Origin of the sequence: Pseudomonas sp. I8001, from assembly GCF_013385345.1 — a bacterium.
In the GTDB taxonomy this organism is placed as follows: domain Bacteria; phylum Pseudomonadota; class Gammaproteobacteria; order Pseudomonadales; family Pseudomonadaceae; genus Aquipseudomonas.
Genome location: NZ_JACAQC010000007.1, coordinates 649625 through 662881, shown reverse-complemented (window position 1 = coordinate 662881; position 13257 = coordinate 649625). Strand labels below are relative to the sequence as shown.

12 protein-coding genes are annotated in these 13257 nt (G+C 57.0%); 6 read left to right on the top strand and 6 right to left on the bottom strand.

The window, feature by feature from the left end; genetic code table 11:
* Nucleotides 1–15: 15 nt before the first annotated feature.
* Together HX839_RS07580 and HX839_RS07575 are read right to left on the bottom strand one after the other, a co-directional pair.
* Nucleotides 16–1011 carry a FecR domain-containing protein gene (locus HX839_RS07580; RefSeq protein WP_250884777.1) on the bottom strand — a complete coding sequence of 332 codons (996 nt, stop codon included), beginning with the start codon at nucleotides 1009–1011 and terminating at the stop codon, nucleotides 16–18.
* A 269-nt stretch (nucleotides 1012–1280) separates the two neighbouring features.
* A complete protein-coding gene (locus HX839_RS07575) occupies nucleotides 1281–1532 on the bottom strand; it encodes a hypothetical protein (protein ID WP_003213590.1) in 252 nt (83 codons plus the stop codon).
* A 173-nt stretch (nucleotides 1533–1705) separates the two neighbouring features.
* Between HX839_RS07575 and HX839_RS07570 the strand changes: the two genes are divergently transcribed.
* A complete protein-coding gene (locus tag HX839_RS07570; RefSeq protein ID WP_003213588.1) occupies nucleotides 1706–2428 on the top strand; it encodes a response regulator transcription factor in 723 nt (240 codons plus the stop codon).
* 98 nt (nucleotides 2429–2526) lie between these two features.
* On the opposite strand, the gene gyrB is transcribed toward HX839_RS07570, so the two are convergent.
* The 4 genes from gyrB to dnaA are packed head-to-tail and all read right to left on the bottom strand — an operon-like array spanning nucleotide 2527 to nucleotide 8742.
* The gene (gyrB, locus tag HX839_RS07565; RefSeq protein WP_003213587.1) at nucleotides 2527–4950 is read right to left on the bottom strand and encodes a DNA topoisomerase (ATP-hydrolyzing) subunit B; all 2424 of its coding nucleotides are present in this window, start codon (nucleotides 4948–4950) and stop codon (nucleotides 2527–2529) included.
* A 4-nt stretch (nucleotides 4951–4954) separates the two neighbouring features.
* Nucleotides 4955–6058 carry a DNA replication/repair protein RecF gene (gene recF, locus HX839_RS07560; protein ID WP_003213585.1) on the bottom strand — a complete coding sequence of 368 codons (1104 nt, stop codon included), beginning with the start codon at nucleotides 6056–6058 and terminating at the stop codon, nucleotides 4955–4957.
* A gap of 20 nt (nucleotides 6059–6078) precedes the next feature.
* Nucleotides 6079–7182, bottom strand: coding sequence for a DNA polymerase III subunit beta (dnaN, locus tag HX839_RS07555; RefSeq protein ID WP_003213582.1), 1104 nt, complete (start codon nucleotides 7180–7182; stop codon nucleotides 6079–6081).
* Nucleotides 7183–7221: 39 nt separating this feature from the next.
* Nucleotides 7222–8742, bottom strand: a complete 1521-nt coding sequence (dnaA, locus tag HX839_RS07550) for a chromosomal replication initiator protein DnaA (RefSeq protein WP_032868695.1) — start codon at nucleotides 8740–8742, stop codon at nucleotides 7222–7224.
* A gap of 585 nt (nucleotides 8743–9327) precedes the next feature.
* Here dnaA and rpmH point away from each other — a divergent pair.
* The 5 genes from rpmH (at nucleotide 9328) to mnmE (ending at nucleotide 13257) form a co-directional block, all read left to right on the top strand.
* Nucleotides 9328–9462: a 50S ribosomal protein L34 gene (gene rpmH / locus HX839_RS07545; RefSeq protein WP_003213577.1), complete on the top strand. Its 135-nt coding sequence runs from the start codon at nucleotides 9328–9330 to the stop codon at nucleotides 9460–9462.
* A 16-nt stretch (nucleotides 9463–9478) separates the two neighbouring features.
* Nucleotides 9479–9883: a ribonuclease P protein component gene (gene rnpA, locus HX839_RS07540; protein WP_010168490.1), complete on the top strand. Its 405-nt coding sequence runs from the start codon at nucleotides 9479–9481 to the stop codon at nucleotides 9881–9883.
* Nucleotides 9876–10121, top strand: a complete 246-nt coding sequence (gene yidD, locus HX839_RS07535; protein ID WP_003213574.1) for a membrane protein insertion efficiency factor YidD — start codon at nucleotides 9876–9878, stop codon at nucleotides 10119–10121. The genes rnpA and yidD overlap by 8 nt, the downstream gene beginning before the upstream one ends.
* A gap of 2 nt (nucleotides 10122–10123) precedes the next feature.
* Complete coding sequence (gene yidC / locus HX839_RS07530) at nucleotides 10124–11806, top strand: membrane protein insertase YidC (protein WP_003213572.1); 1683 nt, start codon at nucleotides 10124–10126, stop codon at nucleotides 11804–11806.
* An 80-nt stretch (nucleotides 11807–11886) separates the two neighbouring features.
* Entirely contained in the window at nucleotides 11887–13257 is a 1371-nt protein-coding gene (gene mnmE / locus HX839_RS07525) for a tRNA uridine-5-carboxymethylaminomethyl(34) synthesis GTPase MnmE (protein ID WP_177066912.1), read from the top strand.

Below are 13257 nucleotides of genomic sequence, written 5' to 3'. Positions count from 1 at the left end.
CTCGCGTCCAGGGCACTACTGCACGCGGTTCGCGGGTGGGTAATAGAAAATGTCATAAACCCCGGTTTCTCCCTCAAGCCCGTGTTCATCATATGCCGACAAGCGAACGTGATAGAACGATGCTTTCAGCCCAGTGAAGCGCATTTGCGGCTTGTCGGAGAAGTTTTCCTGCTTGATGTTCAGAAACTCCTTATCGGTCGCGACCTGGGCCCGGTAGCGTTGGGCCCCGGCCAATGGCCGCAGGAACAGGGTCCAGACAGGCGCATCGCCCTTTTGGCCGTCCTGGCCGACCAACCGTGGCGCATCAAGCAGTTCCACGGGTTTGAGTTCGCCTTGTTTCTTGAACGCGAGGCCCTGCCGCGCACCAACCTTTACTTCACCAGAGACTGGACCGGTAATGGGCTTCTTCTTGATAGGGCGCGGGCTCGGTGGAGCGTCATCACGATTGACCGCCACTTGCCCGTTGAGTACTTCCACCAGCGATTGTTCGCCATCGTTACGCACACGGAAATGCGTGCCGCGTACCCCTAGAACGCCCACCGGGGTCATGATCTGGAAACGGTCATAGTCGCTGGCACGCTTGATCACGTAAGCCTCGACCTGACCTTCTTCAAGAATCACCTGGGGAATGGATTGCTCCTCGACCAGATGCAATCGGACCTGGGAGCTGGAGGGCAAGACAATCCGCGAGCCGTCCCCCAGCAACAGGCTGACAAATGCGCCCGATGAGGTTTTTACGCTTTCTTGTTCATCGATGAACATGCCTTCTTCCAGGGCCGTGGACACACCCTTGGCATCCAGTTTCCAGGCTTCACCCGTGAGGTGCTGCACCACTGCCGGAAGCGGTTGCGCGCGGCACATCCGGTTGTCGTCGATATAGGGTGCACGGGGAGGGGCAGGGCGTGCCAAGGCCGGAAGACTCACTACGCCAAGCGTAACGATCAGGCCCGAACTCAACAGCGTAGAAGCGGCAGAGCGGAATCGGCAAGGGAAAAAGGTCATGGCGCTCATCAAGATTCTAGTTCTAATGGGTCATCAGAAAGCACTTTCAGGCAGCGTCTTGCAGCGGGAAGACCTTGAGTACCGTCTACGATACTCGATGAGGTATCCAGTCGATAGCCGAAATATCTGGGAGCGTGAGATCCATTGCAGAAGATGACACGTCCCTGTGTCGGAGCACTTCCGTCGCTCCAATCCGTGTGTCATCCAGCGAAAGCGAATTTACCTACAACATAGGTGCATCGGACCGATTCGCAACATTTGTTCAGATTTGCGGGTACTTAAAATACCCAACGTTGGGTCTGCTGCTGTTCGCTGAGTTGCTGAAACGGTGAACGGGCGAAGCCCATGCCATTGCCGGGCTCACTCAAAGTCTGCCGTTCCTCGAACGGCATAGGTATCGCCGGCTTATTGGCCCCGACCGTTTCCGTGCCCAGCGTAGCAACCATCACCACCAATACCAGTCTTCCCCATACATCAACCTTCCCCAGAACGGCCATACGTCTCGAAACAGCATAAAACCAGATTGCCATTGATCCTTTTCCTGAAGGTCTCGAGCCGGTATCTTCCCAGCTTGGGTGTTGACGATTTTCAATGGCTTGCGGCCATTTGATATCAGCGTACCGAGAGATTCAGAGGGCCTGAGAATCTGGCCATAATTGTTCAGATTCGATGCCCGCATTCTTCAATAAGAAAGGACCCTGCCATGCGTGTCGCAATATTGGATGACGAACCTGCTGAACTGCGGCGGGTGGAACAGACACTGCGACAAATCCCCAGCGCTGCGGATCAGCCATGGACCCTGCACTGCTTCGAGCGTGGAGAAGACCTGCTGCGACAACTGCGCCGCGAGACCTTCGACTTGCTGATCCTTGACTGGCAACTGCCCGACCTCAGTGGCCTGGCATTGCTGCGCTGGACCCGCGAGCACATGGAAGCGCCGCCAGCCGCCATCATGCTTACCAGCCGCGATGCCGAGAGCGATATCGTCCAGGCGCTGAACAGTGGTGCCGATGATTACGTCAGCAAGCCGTTTCGTCCCAATGAGCTTAAGGCTCGGGTGAATGCCGTTCTGCGTCGCCACGGGTTGCAGAAGTCTGCAGCCAGTGAGGTGCATACCTTCAATGACCTGACCTTTGATGATGCTGAACTCACGGTGAGCAGGGCGGGAAAACCCATCAGCCTGACGGAGCGCGAATACCGCCTGGCGCGGTGCCTGTTTGAGAACCTGGCGCGGCCGCTGTCTCGAGAGTACCTGTATGAACGGTTCTGGACCCATGAGGAGATGGTGTCGTCGCGGCCGCTGGATACGCATATTTATCGGCTGCGGAATAAGCTCGGGCTGACGGCGGATCGGGGTTGGCAGTTGCTGACGATCTATGGGTACGGATATCGGTTGGAGAGTGTGACGGCGGCTTCCGAGGACTGAGATGTTCCACGTGGAGCATTTATAAAATGCTCATATCCAGCCCATAAAAAAGGCCAACGCTAAGCGTTGGCCTTTTTTGTTTTTGCGCTGCAACCTGATCAGAAGTCCAGGTTGGAAACCGCCAGGGCATTGCTCTCGATGAAGTCACGACGAGGCTCGACCGCATCACCCATCAGGGTGTTGAAGATCTGGTCCGCGCCAATGGCGTCTTCGATGGTCACGCGCAGCATGCGACGCTGGGCTGGGTCCATGGTGGTTTCCCACAGCTGATCCGGGTTCATTTCGCCCAGACCTTTGTATCGCTGAATGGTATGGCGCTTGGTGCTTTCCGCCATCAACCAGTCCAGGGCTTCCTTGAACTCTTTGACCGCTTTCTTGCGCTCGCCACGCTGAATGTAAGCACCGTCGTCCAGCAGGGTGCTCAGTTGCGCGCCGAGGGTAACAACCGTCTTGTAGTCGTTGCTGCCGAAGAAGTCGCGGTTGAAGGTGACGTAGTTCGACAGGCCGTGGGAGATCAGTTCGACCTCTGGCAGCCAGACGTTACGTTCACGGTCTTCACGCAGGCTGGCTTTGTAGACCAGGCCGGATTTTTCAACGGTACGCAGGCGGACTTCGTACTGGGCCAACCAAGCCTGCATGTGGGCATGATCACCCAACTGCTCCAGGCTGACGGATGGCAGGTAGATGAAGTGCTCGGTCAGCTCCTGGGGGTACAGGCGCGACAAACGCTTGAGGGTCTTCATCACCATGCGGAAGTCGTTTACCAGGCGCTCCAACGCTTCACCGGAGATGCCCGGGGCTTCGTCGTTCAAGTGCAGGCTCGCATCTTCCAGGGCCGACTGCGTCATGTACTCTTCCATGGCGTCGTCGTCTTTGATGTATTGCTCTTGCTTGCCTTTTTTCACTTTGTACAACGGCGGCTGGGCGATGTAGATGTAGCCACGCTCGATCAACTCCGGCAACTGACGGAAGAAGAACGTCAGCAGCAGGGTGCGGATGTGCGAACCGTCAACGTCAGCATCGGTCATGATGATGATGTTGTGATAGCGCAGCTTGTCGATGTTGTACTCATCGCGGCCGATGCCACAGCCCAGGGCGGTGATCAAGGTGCCGACTTCCTGCGAGGAAATCATCTTGTCGAAACGCGCCTTCTCGACGTTGAGGATCTTACCCTTCAACGGCAGGATGGCCTGGGTGCGACGGTTGCGACCCTGCTTGGCGGAACCGCCAGCAGAGTCACCTTCCACCAGGTACAGTTCGGAGAGGGCAGGGTCTTTCTCCTGGCAGTCAGCCAGTTTGCCCGGCAGGCCGGCGATATCCAGCGCACCTTTACGACGCGTCATCTCACGGGCTTTACGCGCCGCTTCACGAGCCCGTGCTGCGTCGATCATCTTGCCGACAACCAGCTTGGCTTCGTTCGGGTTTTCCAGCAGGAAGTCGGAGAAGTACTTGCCCATTTCCTGTTCGACCGCTGTCTTCACTTCGGAGGACACCAGCTTGTCTTTGGTCTGGGAGCTGAACTTCGGATCCGGAACCTTGACCGAGATAATGGCGGTCAGGCCTTCGCGGGCATCGTCACCGGTGGTGGCGACTTTGTGTTTCTTCGCCAGGCCTTCCGCTTCGATGTAGGTGTTCAGGTTACGCGTCAGTGCAGAACGGAAACCCACCAGGTGAGTACCGCCATCGCGCTGAGGAATGTTGTTGGTGAAGCACAACAGGTTCTCGTTGAAGCTGTCGTTCCACTGCAGGGCGATTTCTACGCCGATGCCGTCTTCACGCTGGATGTTGAAGTGGAACACCTGATTGACCGCGGTCTTGTTGGTGTTCAGGTATTCAACGAACGCACGCAGGCCGCCTTCGTACTTGAACAGCTCTTCCTTGCCGCTGCGTTCGTCCTTGAGGACGATACCCACACCGGAGTTCAGGAAGGACAGTTCACGAATCCGCTTGGCCAGAATGTCCCAGCTGAAGTGGATGTTCTTGAAGGTTTCAGCCGAAGGCTTGAAGTGAATCTGCGTACCAGTGCTTTCGCTGTCACCGACGATTTTCATCGGTTCCTGTGGAACACCATGAACGTAAGTCTGTTCCCAGATCTTGCCGCTACGACGTACAGTCAGGATCAGCTCTTCAGAAAGGGCGTTTACTACCGAAACACCTACACCGTGCAAACCGCCGGATACTTTATAGGAGTTATCGTCGAACTTACCGCCGGCGTGGAGCACGGTCATGATGACCTCTGCCGCCGAAACGCCTTCTTCTTTATGCACATCTACCGGAATGCCGCGACCGTTGTCGCGTACGGTGATGGATTCGTCCGGGTGGATGATGATGCTGATGTCGTCGCAGTGACCGGCCAAAGCTTCGTCGATCGAGTTATCGACCACCTCGAACACCATGTGGTGCAGACCGCTGCCATCATCGGTATCACCGATGTACATACCGGGACGTTTGCGTACGGCATCCAAACCTTTAAGCACTTTAATGCTGGTCGAGTCGTACGTATTCGTATTTTCTTCGCTCATGCCTTCACTCCCGATGGTCGTGGGTCTGGGTGATACGGCCTTGTTCCACGTGGAACAAAGCGACTGGCGTTTCCGTCTGCCAGCCTTCCCTCAATAATTCGTGGTCTACACAGGTGATAAACACCTGGCAGCGTAAGTCTTCCAACAAGCGGCATAACGCGCGGCGGTGCTGCTCGTCCAGTTCGGACGGCAAGTCATCCACCAGATAAATACATTGCCCGCGCCGGGCCTGGCTAACCAGATGCCCCTGGGCGATACGCAAAGCGCAGACCACCAACTTCTGCTGACCGCGGGACAAGATATCCGCAGCATTGTGTGCGCCCAATCTAAGGCGCAAATCAGCCCGTTGTGGTCCGGCCTGGGTGTGACCAATTTGCTGATCCCGTTGCAAGGATGTCGCGAGCACTGCACTCAGTTCCCGGTCTTTGTCCCAACCACGGTAGTAGCTCAACGTCAGCCCCTCGAGTTCAAGTAACTCGCTCAAGGTCTGCTCAAAGACTGGTTTCAAGGCTTTGATATAGGCGCGGCGGTATTCATCTATTTCAGCGCTGGCCAGGCACAGTTCCCGGTCCCAAGCAGCTTGCGAAGCGGCGTCAAGTGTACCATGCCGCAGCCATGAGTTCCGCTGCCGCAGGGCCTTCTGCAGGCGCTGCCAAGTGGCCATGAAACGCGGTTCCACGTGGAACACTCCCCAATCGAGGAATTGCCTGCGGATTTTTGGCGCGCCTTCCAGCAAGCGGAAGCTGTCCGGGTTGATCAGTTGCAGCGGCAGGATTTCTGCCAGCTGCGCAGCACTACGAGCATTCTGCCCATCGATGCGGATTTGAAACTCCCCCTGACGATCACGAGAAATCCCCAGGCTGCTATGACCGCCTTCGGCCAATTCGACTTGGCCAAATACTGTGCACGCCAGTTGCTCGTACTGAATCACCGGCAACAAGCGGGCACTGCGAAAGGAACGAGCGAGCCCCAGCAGGTGAATGGCTTCCAGCACGCTGGTTTTGCCACTGCCGTTGGCGCCGTGGAGGATATTGATGCGGGGGGAGGGGGAGAAGGTCACCGGGTGCAAATTGCGCACCGCGGTGACCGAGACGCGACTGAGGGACATCTAGCTTCTGCTGAACATGATTACAGGCGCATCGGCATGACAACGTAAGCCGAGTCATCGTTGTCGGATTCTTGTACCAGGGCGCTGCTGTTGGAGTCAGACAGAATCAGGCGGACCTGTTCAGTGGTCATCACGCCCAGCACGTCCAGCAGGTAGCTGACGTTGAAGCCGATTTCCAGGTTGCCGCCGTTGTAGTCGACGCCCACTTCTTCTTCCGCTTCTTCCTGCTCAGGGTTATTCGCCTGGATTTTCAGTTGGCCGTTGGCCAATTGCAGGCGGATACCACGGTATTTCTCGTTGGAAAGAATAGCGGTACGGCTGAACGCTTCACGCAGGGCCTGACGATCACCGATCACCAGCTTGTCGCCGCCTTTAGGCAGAACGCGCTCGTAATCCGGGAACTTGCCGTCAACCAGCTTGGAAGTGAAGGTGAACTCGCCAGTGGTCGCGCGGATGTGGTGCTGGCCCAGCACGATACTGACATTGCCATCCGGCTCAGTCAGCAGGCGCGCGAGTTCCAGAATACCTTTACGCGGCACGATCACCTGGTGGCGATCCGGCTGACCGATATCGGCCTTCATCGAGCACATGGCCAGTCGGTGACCATCGGTGGCTACGGCGCGGATGATGCCTTCGGAAACTTCCAGCAGCATGCCGTTAAGGTAATAACGCACGTCCTGCTGGGCCATGGCGAAGCTGGTGCGCTCGATCAAGCGGCGCAGTCGGCTTTGTTCCAGGCTGCAGGTCAGCGAGCCTGGGCCTTCTTCCACGGTCGGGAAGTCGTTGGCCGGCAAGGTCGACAGGGTGAAACGGCTGCGACCGGCCTTGACCACCAGCTTTTGCTCATCAACCTTGATGTCGATCAGCGCGTCGTTGGGCAGGCTCTTGCAGATGTCCATCAGCTTGCGCGCCGGCACGGTGATCTCGCCGGGTTCGGCGGGCTCTTCGAGCTGGACGCGACCGACCAGCTCGACTTCCAGGTCGGTACCGGTCAAGGACAATTGCTGGCCTTCGACAACCAGCAATACGTTGGAAAGCACCGGCAAGGTCTGTCGGCGCTCGACGACGCCTGCGACCAGTTGCAGGGGTTTCAACAGGGCTTCGCGTTGAATGGTGAAATGCATGGTCTAGTCCCTTGCCTTAATAAGCTGCGCTGGTGTTCATCAAGTAGTCAGTGTACGCAGCAGGTTCTTGTAGTCCTCGCGAATATCCGCGTCGGATTCCTTAAGTTCGTTGATCTTGCGGCACGCGTGCAAGACCGTGGTGTGGTCGCGACCGCCAAACACATCACCAATTTCCGGCAGGCTGTGGTTGGTCAGCTCTTTGGAGAGCGCCATCGCTACCTGGCGGGGACGTGCTACCGAGCGCGAACGGCGCTTGGACAGCAGGTCGGAAATCTTGATCTTGTAATACTCGGCCACGGTGCGCTGGATGTTATCCACACTCACCAGCTTGTCTTGCAACGCCAGCAGGTCTTTCAGGGATTCGCGAATCAGCTCGATGGTGATGTCACGACCCATGAAGTGCGAGTGAGCGATGACCCGCTTGAGTGCGCCTTCCAGTTCACGCACGTTGGAGCGAATGCGCTGGGCGATAAAGAACGCGGCGTCGTGCGGCAGGTCGACTTTGGCCTGATCGGCCTTTTTCATCAGGATCGCGACGCGGGTTTCAAGCTCCGGCGGTTCTACCGCTACGGTCAGGCCCCAGCCGAAGCGCGACTTCAGGCGCTCTTCCAGGCCTTCGATTTCCTTCGGATAACGGTCACTGGTCAGGATGACCTGCTGGCCACCTTCGAGCAACGCGTTGAACGTGTGGAAAAACTCTTCCTGGGAACGTTCCTTGCGGGCGAAGAATTGAATGTCATCGATCAGCAAGGCATCAACGGAACGGTAGAACCGCTTGAACTCGTTGATGGCGTTGAGCTGCAACGCCTTGACCATATCGGCCACGAAGCGCTCCGAGTGCAGGTACACGACCTTGGCATTCGGGTTCTTCTTTAATAGGTGGTTACCCACGGCGTGCATCAAGTGAGTTTTACCCAAGCCAACGCCACCATAAAGGAAGAGCGGGTTGTAACCATGCTTGGGGTTGTCGGCGACCTGCCAGGCAGCCGCGCGGGCCAGCTGGTTGGATTTACCTTCGACAAAGTTCTCAAAGGTGAACGTGCGGTTCAGATAGCTGGTGTGCTTGAGCGCACCCTCTACCTGGACGGTGCGCTGTTCGGCACGAACCGGGGCCTGTTGTGAGCTGGCGCCGGCCATTGGGTCAAAGCTGTCGCGGGACGGCTCTTCATTTATAGGCGCGTTTTTCTGCGACGAGGATTTCGAAGGCGTCTGGGCGACCGGGGCTGGCGAGTTATTAACAGGTGCCGCAGCGGCCTGAGCCTGGGAGGCACTGGCAGCCAACGGTGCATTCGGCGCAGCACGAGGTGCCGAGCTACGTTTGCTGCCTATTAATAAGGAGAGCACCGGAGCAAGCCCGTTGCCGTGTTCGTCGAGCAATTCGAGAACGCGGCTCAGGTATTTCTCGTTGACCCAGTCGAGAACAAAACGATTGGGTGCGTAGACACGCAACTCGTCGCCTTCGGCTTCGACCTGTAGCGGACGGATCCAGGTGTTGAATTGCTGGGCAGGCAGCTCATCGCGCAAAAGCTCCACGCACTGCTGCCAAAGTTCCACTGACACGGATATCCCCTAAGTTGAAAGCCGGTGAGGCAAAAACAGCCGCCATTGTAGCGGCCAGCCGCCCACTTATCCACATGTAGGTTGCTCACAGGGCGCCAAGAATCAATGCCTTAACCGTAAAAAAGGCGACAAATGGTCTGTGCATAAGCTCTGTGGATAAGCGCCCCTAAGCTCGTTGTACAAGTGGGGGCGAAAGTCTGTGGGTAACTGGCCTGTGGATAACTAGCCATTCCACACACAGCTTATCCGATAGCGCAGCACAGGCAGAGCACCGTTTCTCCCCCGTGTTGTCATTCTCTGTACAGCCCGTAGAATATGGCCTCAAGGCAGTTATCCACAGAAGATGGGGTGCCTAGCTTTTATAAGCTTTACAGAAAAGCTTTAAATAACTTCCTTCTTTATTTTTATATCTATGGCATTGCTCGTCAAAGGCGAATCGCCCAGATTCGGTCCGCAGGCCTCCAGATATCTAATTAAAGGAAAAGCTGGTTGGAAATTGACCTAGAGGCTTGCTTTCTCTAGAATCGCCGGTCTCTTAAAACGGGGGCCATTCCGGCCCGTTGTGGACGAACCAGGTAACACGCCATGAAACGTACTTTCCAACCAAGCACCATCAAACGCGCCCGTACTCACGGCTTCCGTGCTCGCATGGCCACCAAGAACGGCCGTGCTGTCCTGTCGCGTCGCCGCGCCAAAGGTCGTGCGCGTCTGGCAGTTTGATAATCCGGTACTGGTGGTGAGTCAGGACTTCAGTCGGGAAAAGCGTCTGCTAACCCCCCGGCATTTCAAGGCAGTCTTTGACTCCCCCACCGGCAAGGTTCCGGGGAAAAATCTCCTGCTCCTTGCGCGTAACAACGATCTGGATCACCCCCGTCTCGGGTTGGTGATCGGCAAGAAGAGCGTAAAGCTCTCCGTTGAGCGCAATCGCCTCAAGCGTCTGATGCGCGAATCGTTTCGCCTCCACCAGGAGACTCTGGTTGGTTGGGATATTGTTATCGTCGCGCGCAAAGGCTTGGGGGACGTAGAAAACCCCGAATTGATTCAGCATTTCGGCAAGCTCTGGAAACGTTTGGCTCGTACCAACAAGCCAGCACCAGCTGTCAGCACCGAAACTGTAGGGGTAGACAGTACTGATGCGTAAACTGGCCCTCGTTCCGATCCAGTTTTACCGCTATGCCATTAGTCCCCTGATGGCAAACCACTGTCGTTTCTACCCCAGTTGTTCCTGCTACGCGTTGGAAGCCATAGAAAATCATGGCCTTCTGCGCGGTGGCTGGCTGACCTTTCGTCGTTTAGGTCGCTGTCATCCGTGGAATCCCGGTGGTTATGACCCGGTTCCGCCTATCCCTACCTCCCGTTCTTCTTCGATGGCCGAGTAATCATGGATATTAAACGCACGATCCTGATCGTCGCCCTGGCAATCGTGTCCTACTCTATGGTTCTTAAGTGGAACCAGGATTATGGCCAAGCTGCCCTGCCGACTCAGAATGTTGCTACCAATCAGTCGGCGCCGGCTATTCCGGATACGCCACTGGGTAACAATGCTGCCGCCAGTGCCGATGTACCCAGCGCGAATGCCGATACCAGTACCCCGGTAGAAACCCCGGTCGTCACCAATAAAGACCTCATCCATGTAAAAACGGATGTACTGGACCTGGCAATCGACCCACAGGGTGGTGATATCGCCCAGCTGAAGCTGCCGCTGTATCCACGTCGCCAAGACCATCCGGATGTTCCGTTCCAGCTGTTCGATAACGGTGGCGAACGTGTATATCTGGCGCAAAGTGGCCTGACCGGTACTGACGGTCCGGATGCTCGTGCTACCGGTCGTCCGGTTTATTCGACCGAACAGAAGACTTATCAACTGGCCGATGGCCAGAACCAGTTGAACGTCGACCTGAAATTCAGTCACGACGGCGTCAACTACATCAAGCGTTTCAGCTTCACCCGCGGTTTGTACGATCTGAAAGTCACTTACCTGATCGACAACGAAAGCGCGAAGCCGTGGACGGGCAACCTGTTTGCCCAGCTCAAGCGTGACAACAGCGCCGATCCTTCTTCCAGCACCGCCACCGGCACCGCGACTTACCTGGGCGCAGCCCTGTGGACAAGTAGCGAGCCGTACAAAAAAGTGTCGATGAAAGATATCGACAAGGGCGCGCTGAAAGAAACCGTTCAAGGTGGCTGGGTTGCCTGGTTGCAACACTACTTCGTGACCGCATGGATCCCGAACAAAGGTGATGCCAACCTGGTTCAAACCCGCAAAGACAGCCAAGGTAACTACATCATTGGCTTTACTGGCCCGACGTTGACCGTCGCGCCGGGTGCCAAGGCTGAAGCCAGCGCCACGTTGTACGCCGGTCCGAAGAGCCAGGCAGTCCTCAAAGAGTTATCCCCAGGTCTGGAACTGACTGTGGATTACGGCATTCTGTGGTTCATTGCCCAGCCGATTTTCTGGCTGCTGCAACATATCCACAGCATTGTGGGTAACTGGGGCTTCTCGATTATCCTGCTGACCATGCTGATCAAGGGGATCTTCTTCCCACTGTCGGCCGCCAGCTACAAGTCGATGGCGCGTATGCGTGCCGTGGCCCCGAAACTGGCTGCGCTGAAAGAACAACATGGCGATGACCGGCAGAAAATGTCCCAGGCCATGATGGAGCTGTACAAGAAAGAGAAGATCAACCCGCTGGGTGGATGCTTGCCGATTCTGGTGCAGATGCCGGTATTCCTGTCGCTGTACTGGGTGCTCCTGGAAAGCGTGGAGATGCGCCAGGCTCCGTTCATGCTGTGGATAACTGACCTGTCGATCAAAGACCCGTTCTTTATCCTGCCGATCATCATGGGCGCGACCATGTTCATCCAGCAGCGCCTGAACCCGACTCCGCCGGACCCGATGCAGGCCAAGGTAATGAAAATGATGCCAATCATCTTCACCTTCTTCTTCCTGTGGTTCCCGGCTGGTCTGGTGCTGTACTGGGTGGTCAACAACTGCCTGTCGATCTCCCAACAGTGGTACATCACACGTAAAATCGAAGCGGCTACCAAAAAAGCCGAGGCGTAATTTACTCTGTGGATAACACCACTCAAGACGCCCCCTAGTGGGGCGTTTTGCTTTCTGTCACTTTTATCCGGGTACCCGCCATGAGCGCTCCTCGTGAAACCATCGCCGCTGTCGCCACCGCTCAAGGTCGTGGTGGTGTCGGTATCGTTCGTATTTCCGGGCCGCTCGCCGGCGTGGCGGCCCAGGCCATCAGTGGGCGGGAACTGAAGCCGAGGTATGCGCATTACGGGCCGTTTTTAGGTGCTGATGAAGAAGTGCTGGATGAAGGTATCGCCCTTTATTTCCCGGGGCCGAACTCCTTTACCGGCGAAGACGTCCTGGAGCTGCAAGGCCACGGCGGCCCGATCGTTCTGGACATGCTGCTGCAGCGTTGCCTGCAGTTGGGTTGCCGCCTGGCACGTCCGGGTGAATTCAGCGAACGCGCGTTCCTCAACGACAAACTCGACCTGGCCCAGGCCGAGGCGATTGCCGACCTGATCGAAGCCAGCTCTGCACAAGCTGCGCGCAATGCGTTGCGCTCGTTGCAGGGCGCGTTTTCCCTGCGTGTGCATAACCTCACCGAGCAGTTGATCAGCTTGCGCATCTACGTGGAGGCCGCGATTGATTTCCCGGAGGAAGAAATCGACTTCCTTGCCGATGGCCATGTCCTGGCGATGCTGGATAAGGTTCGTGATGAGTTATCCACAGTGCTGCGCGAAGCCGGGCAAGGTGCCTTGCTGCGCGACGGTATGACCGTGGTGATTGCCGGCCGTCCCAACGCCGGCAAGTCGAGCCTGCTCAATGCCCTGGCCGGGCGAGAGGCCGCGATCGTCACCGAGATCGCCGGCACCACGCGGGATATCCTGCGCGAACATATTCACATCGATGGCATGCCCCTGCATGTGGTGGACACCGCTGGACTGCGTGACACCGATGACCAGGTGGAAAAGATCGGGGTGGAACGCGCGTTGAAGGCCATCACGGAAGCTGACCGCGTGTTGCTGGTGGTGGATGCCACCGCGCCAGAGGCTGCAGACCCGTTCGCACTGTGGCCGGAATTCCTCGAACAACGGCCGGACCCGGTCAAGGTCACGCTGATTCGCAACAAGGCTGACCTGACGGGCGAGGCAATTGCCCTGGAAGTCAGTGAAGATGGCCACGTGACAATCAGCTTGAGTGCCAAGGCTGCAGGAGAAGGGCTGGAACTGCTGCGCGATCATCTGAAAGCGTGCATGGGCTACGAGCAGACTTCGGAAAGCAGCTTCAGCGCTCGTCGCAGGCACCTGGAGGCACTGCGGCATGCCAGCGCCGCCCTCGAGCATGGCCGTGCGCAACTGACGCTGGCAGGAGCCGGTGAGCTGCTGGCTGAAGATTTACGCCAGGCGCAGCAGCTGTTGGGTGAGATCACCGGCGCATTCAGCTCCGATGATTTGTTGGGGCGGATCTTTTCAAGCTTCTGTATCGGGAAATAG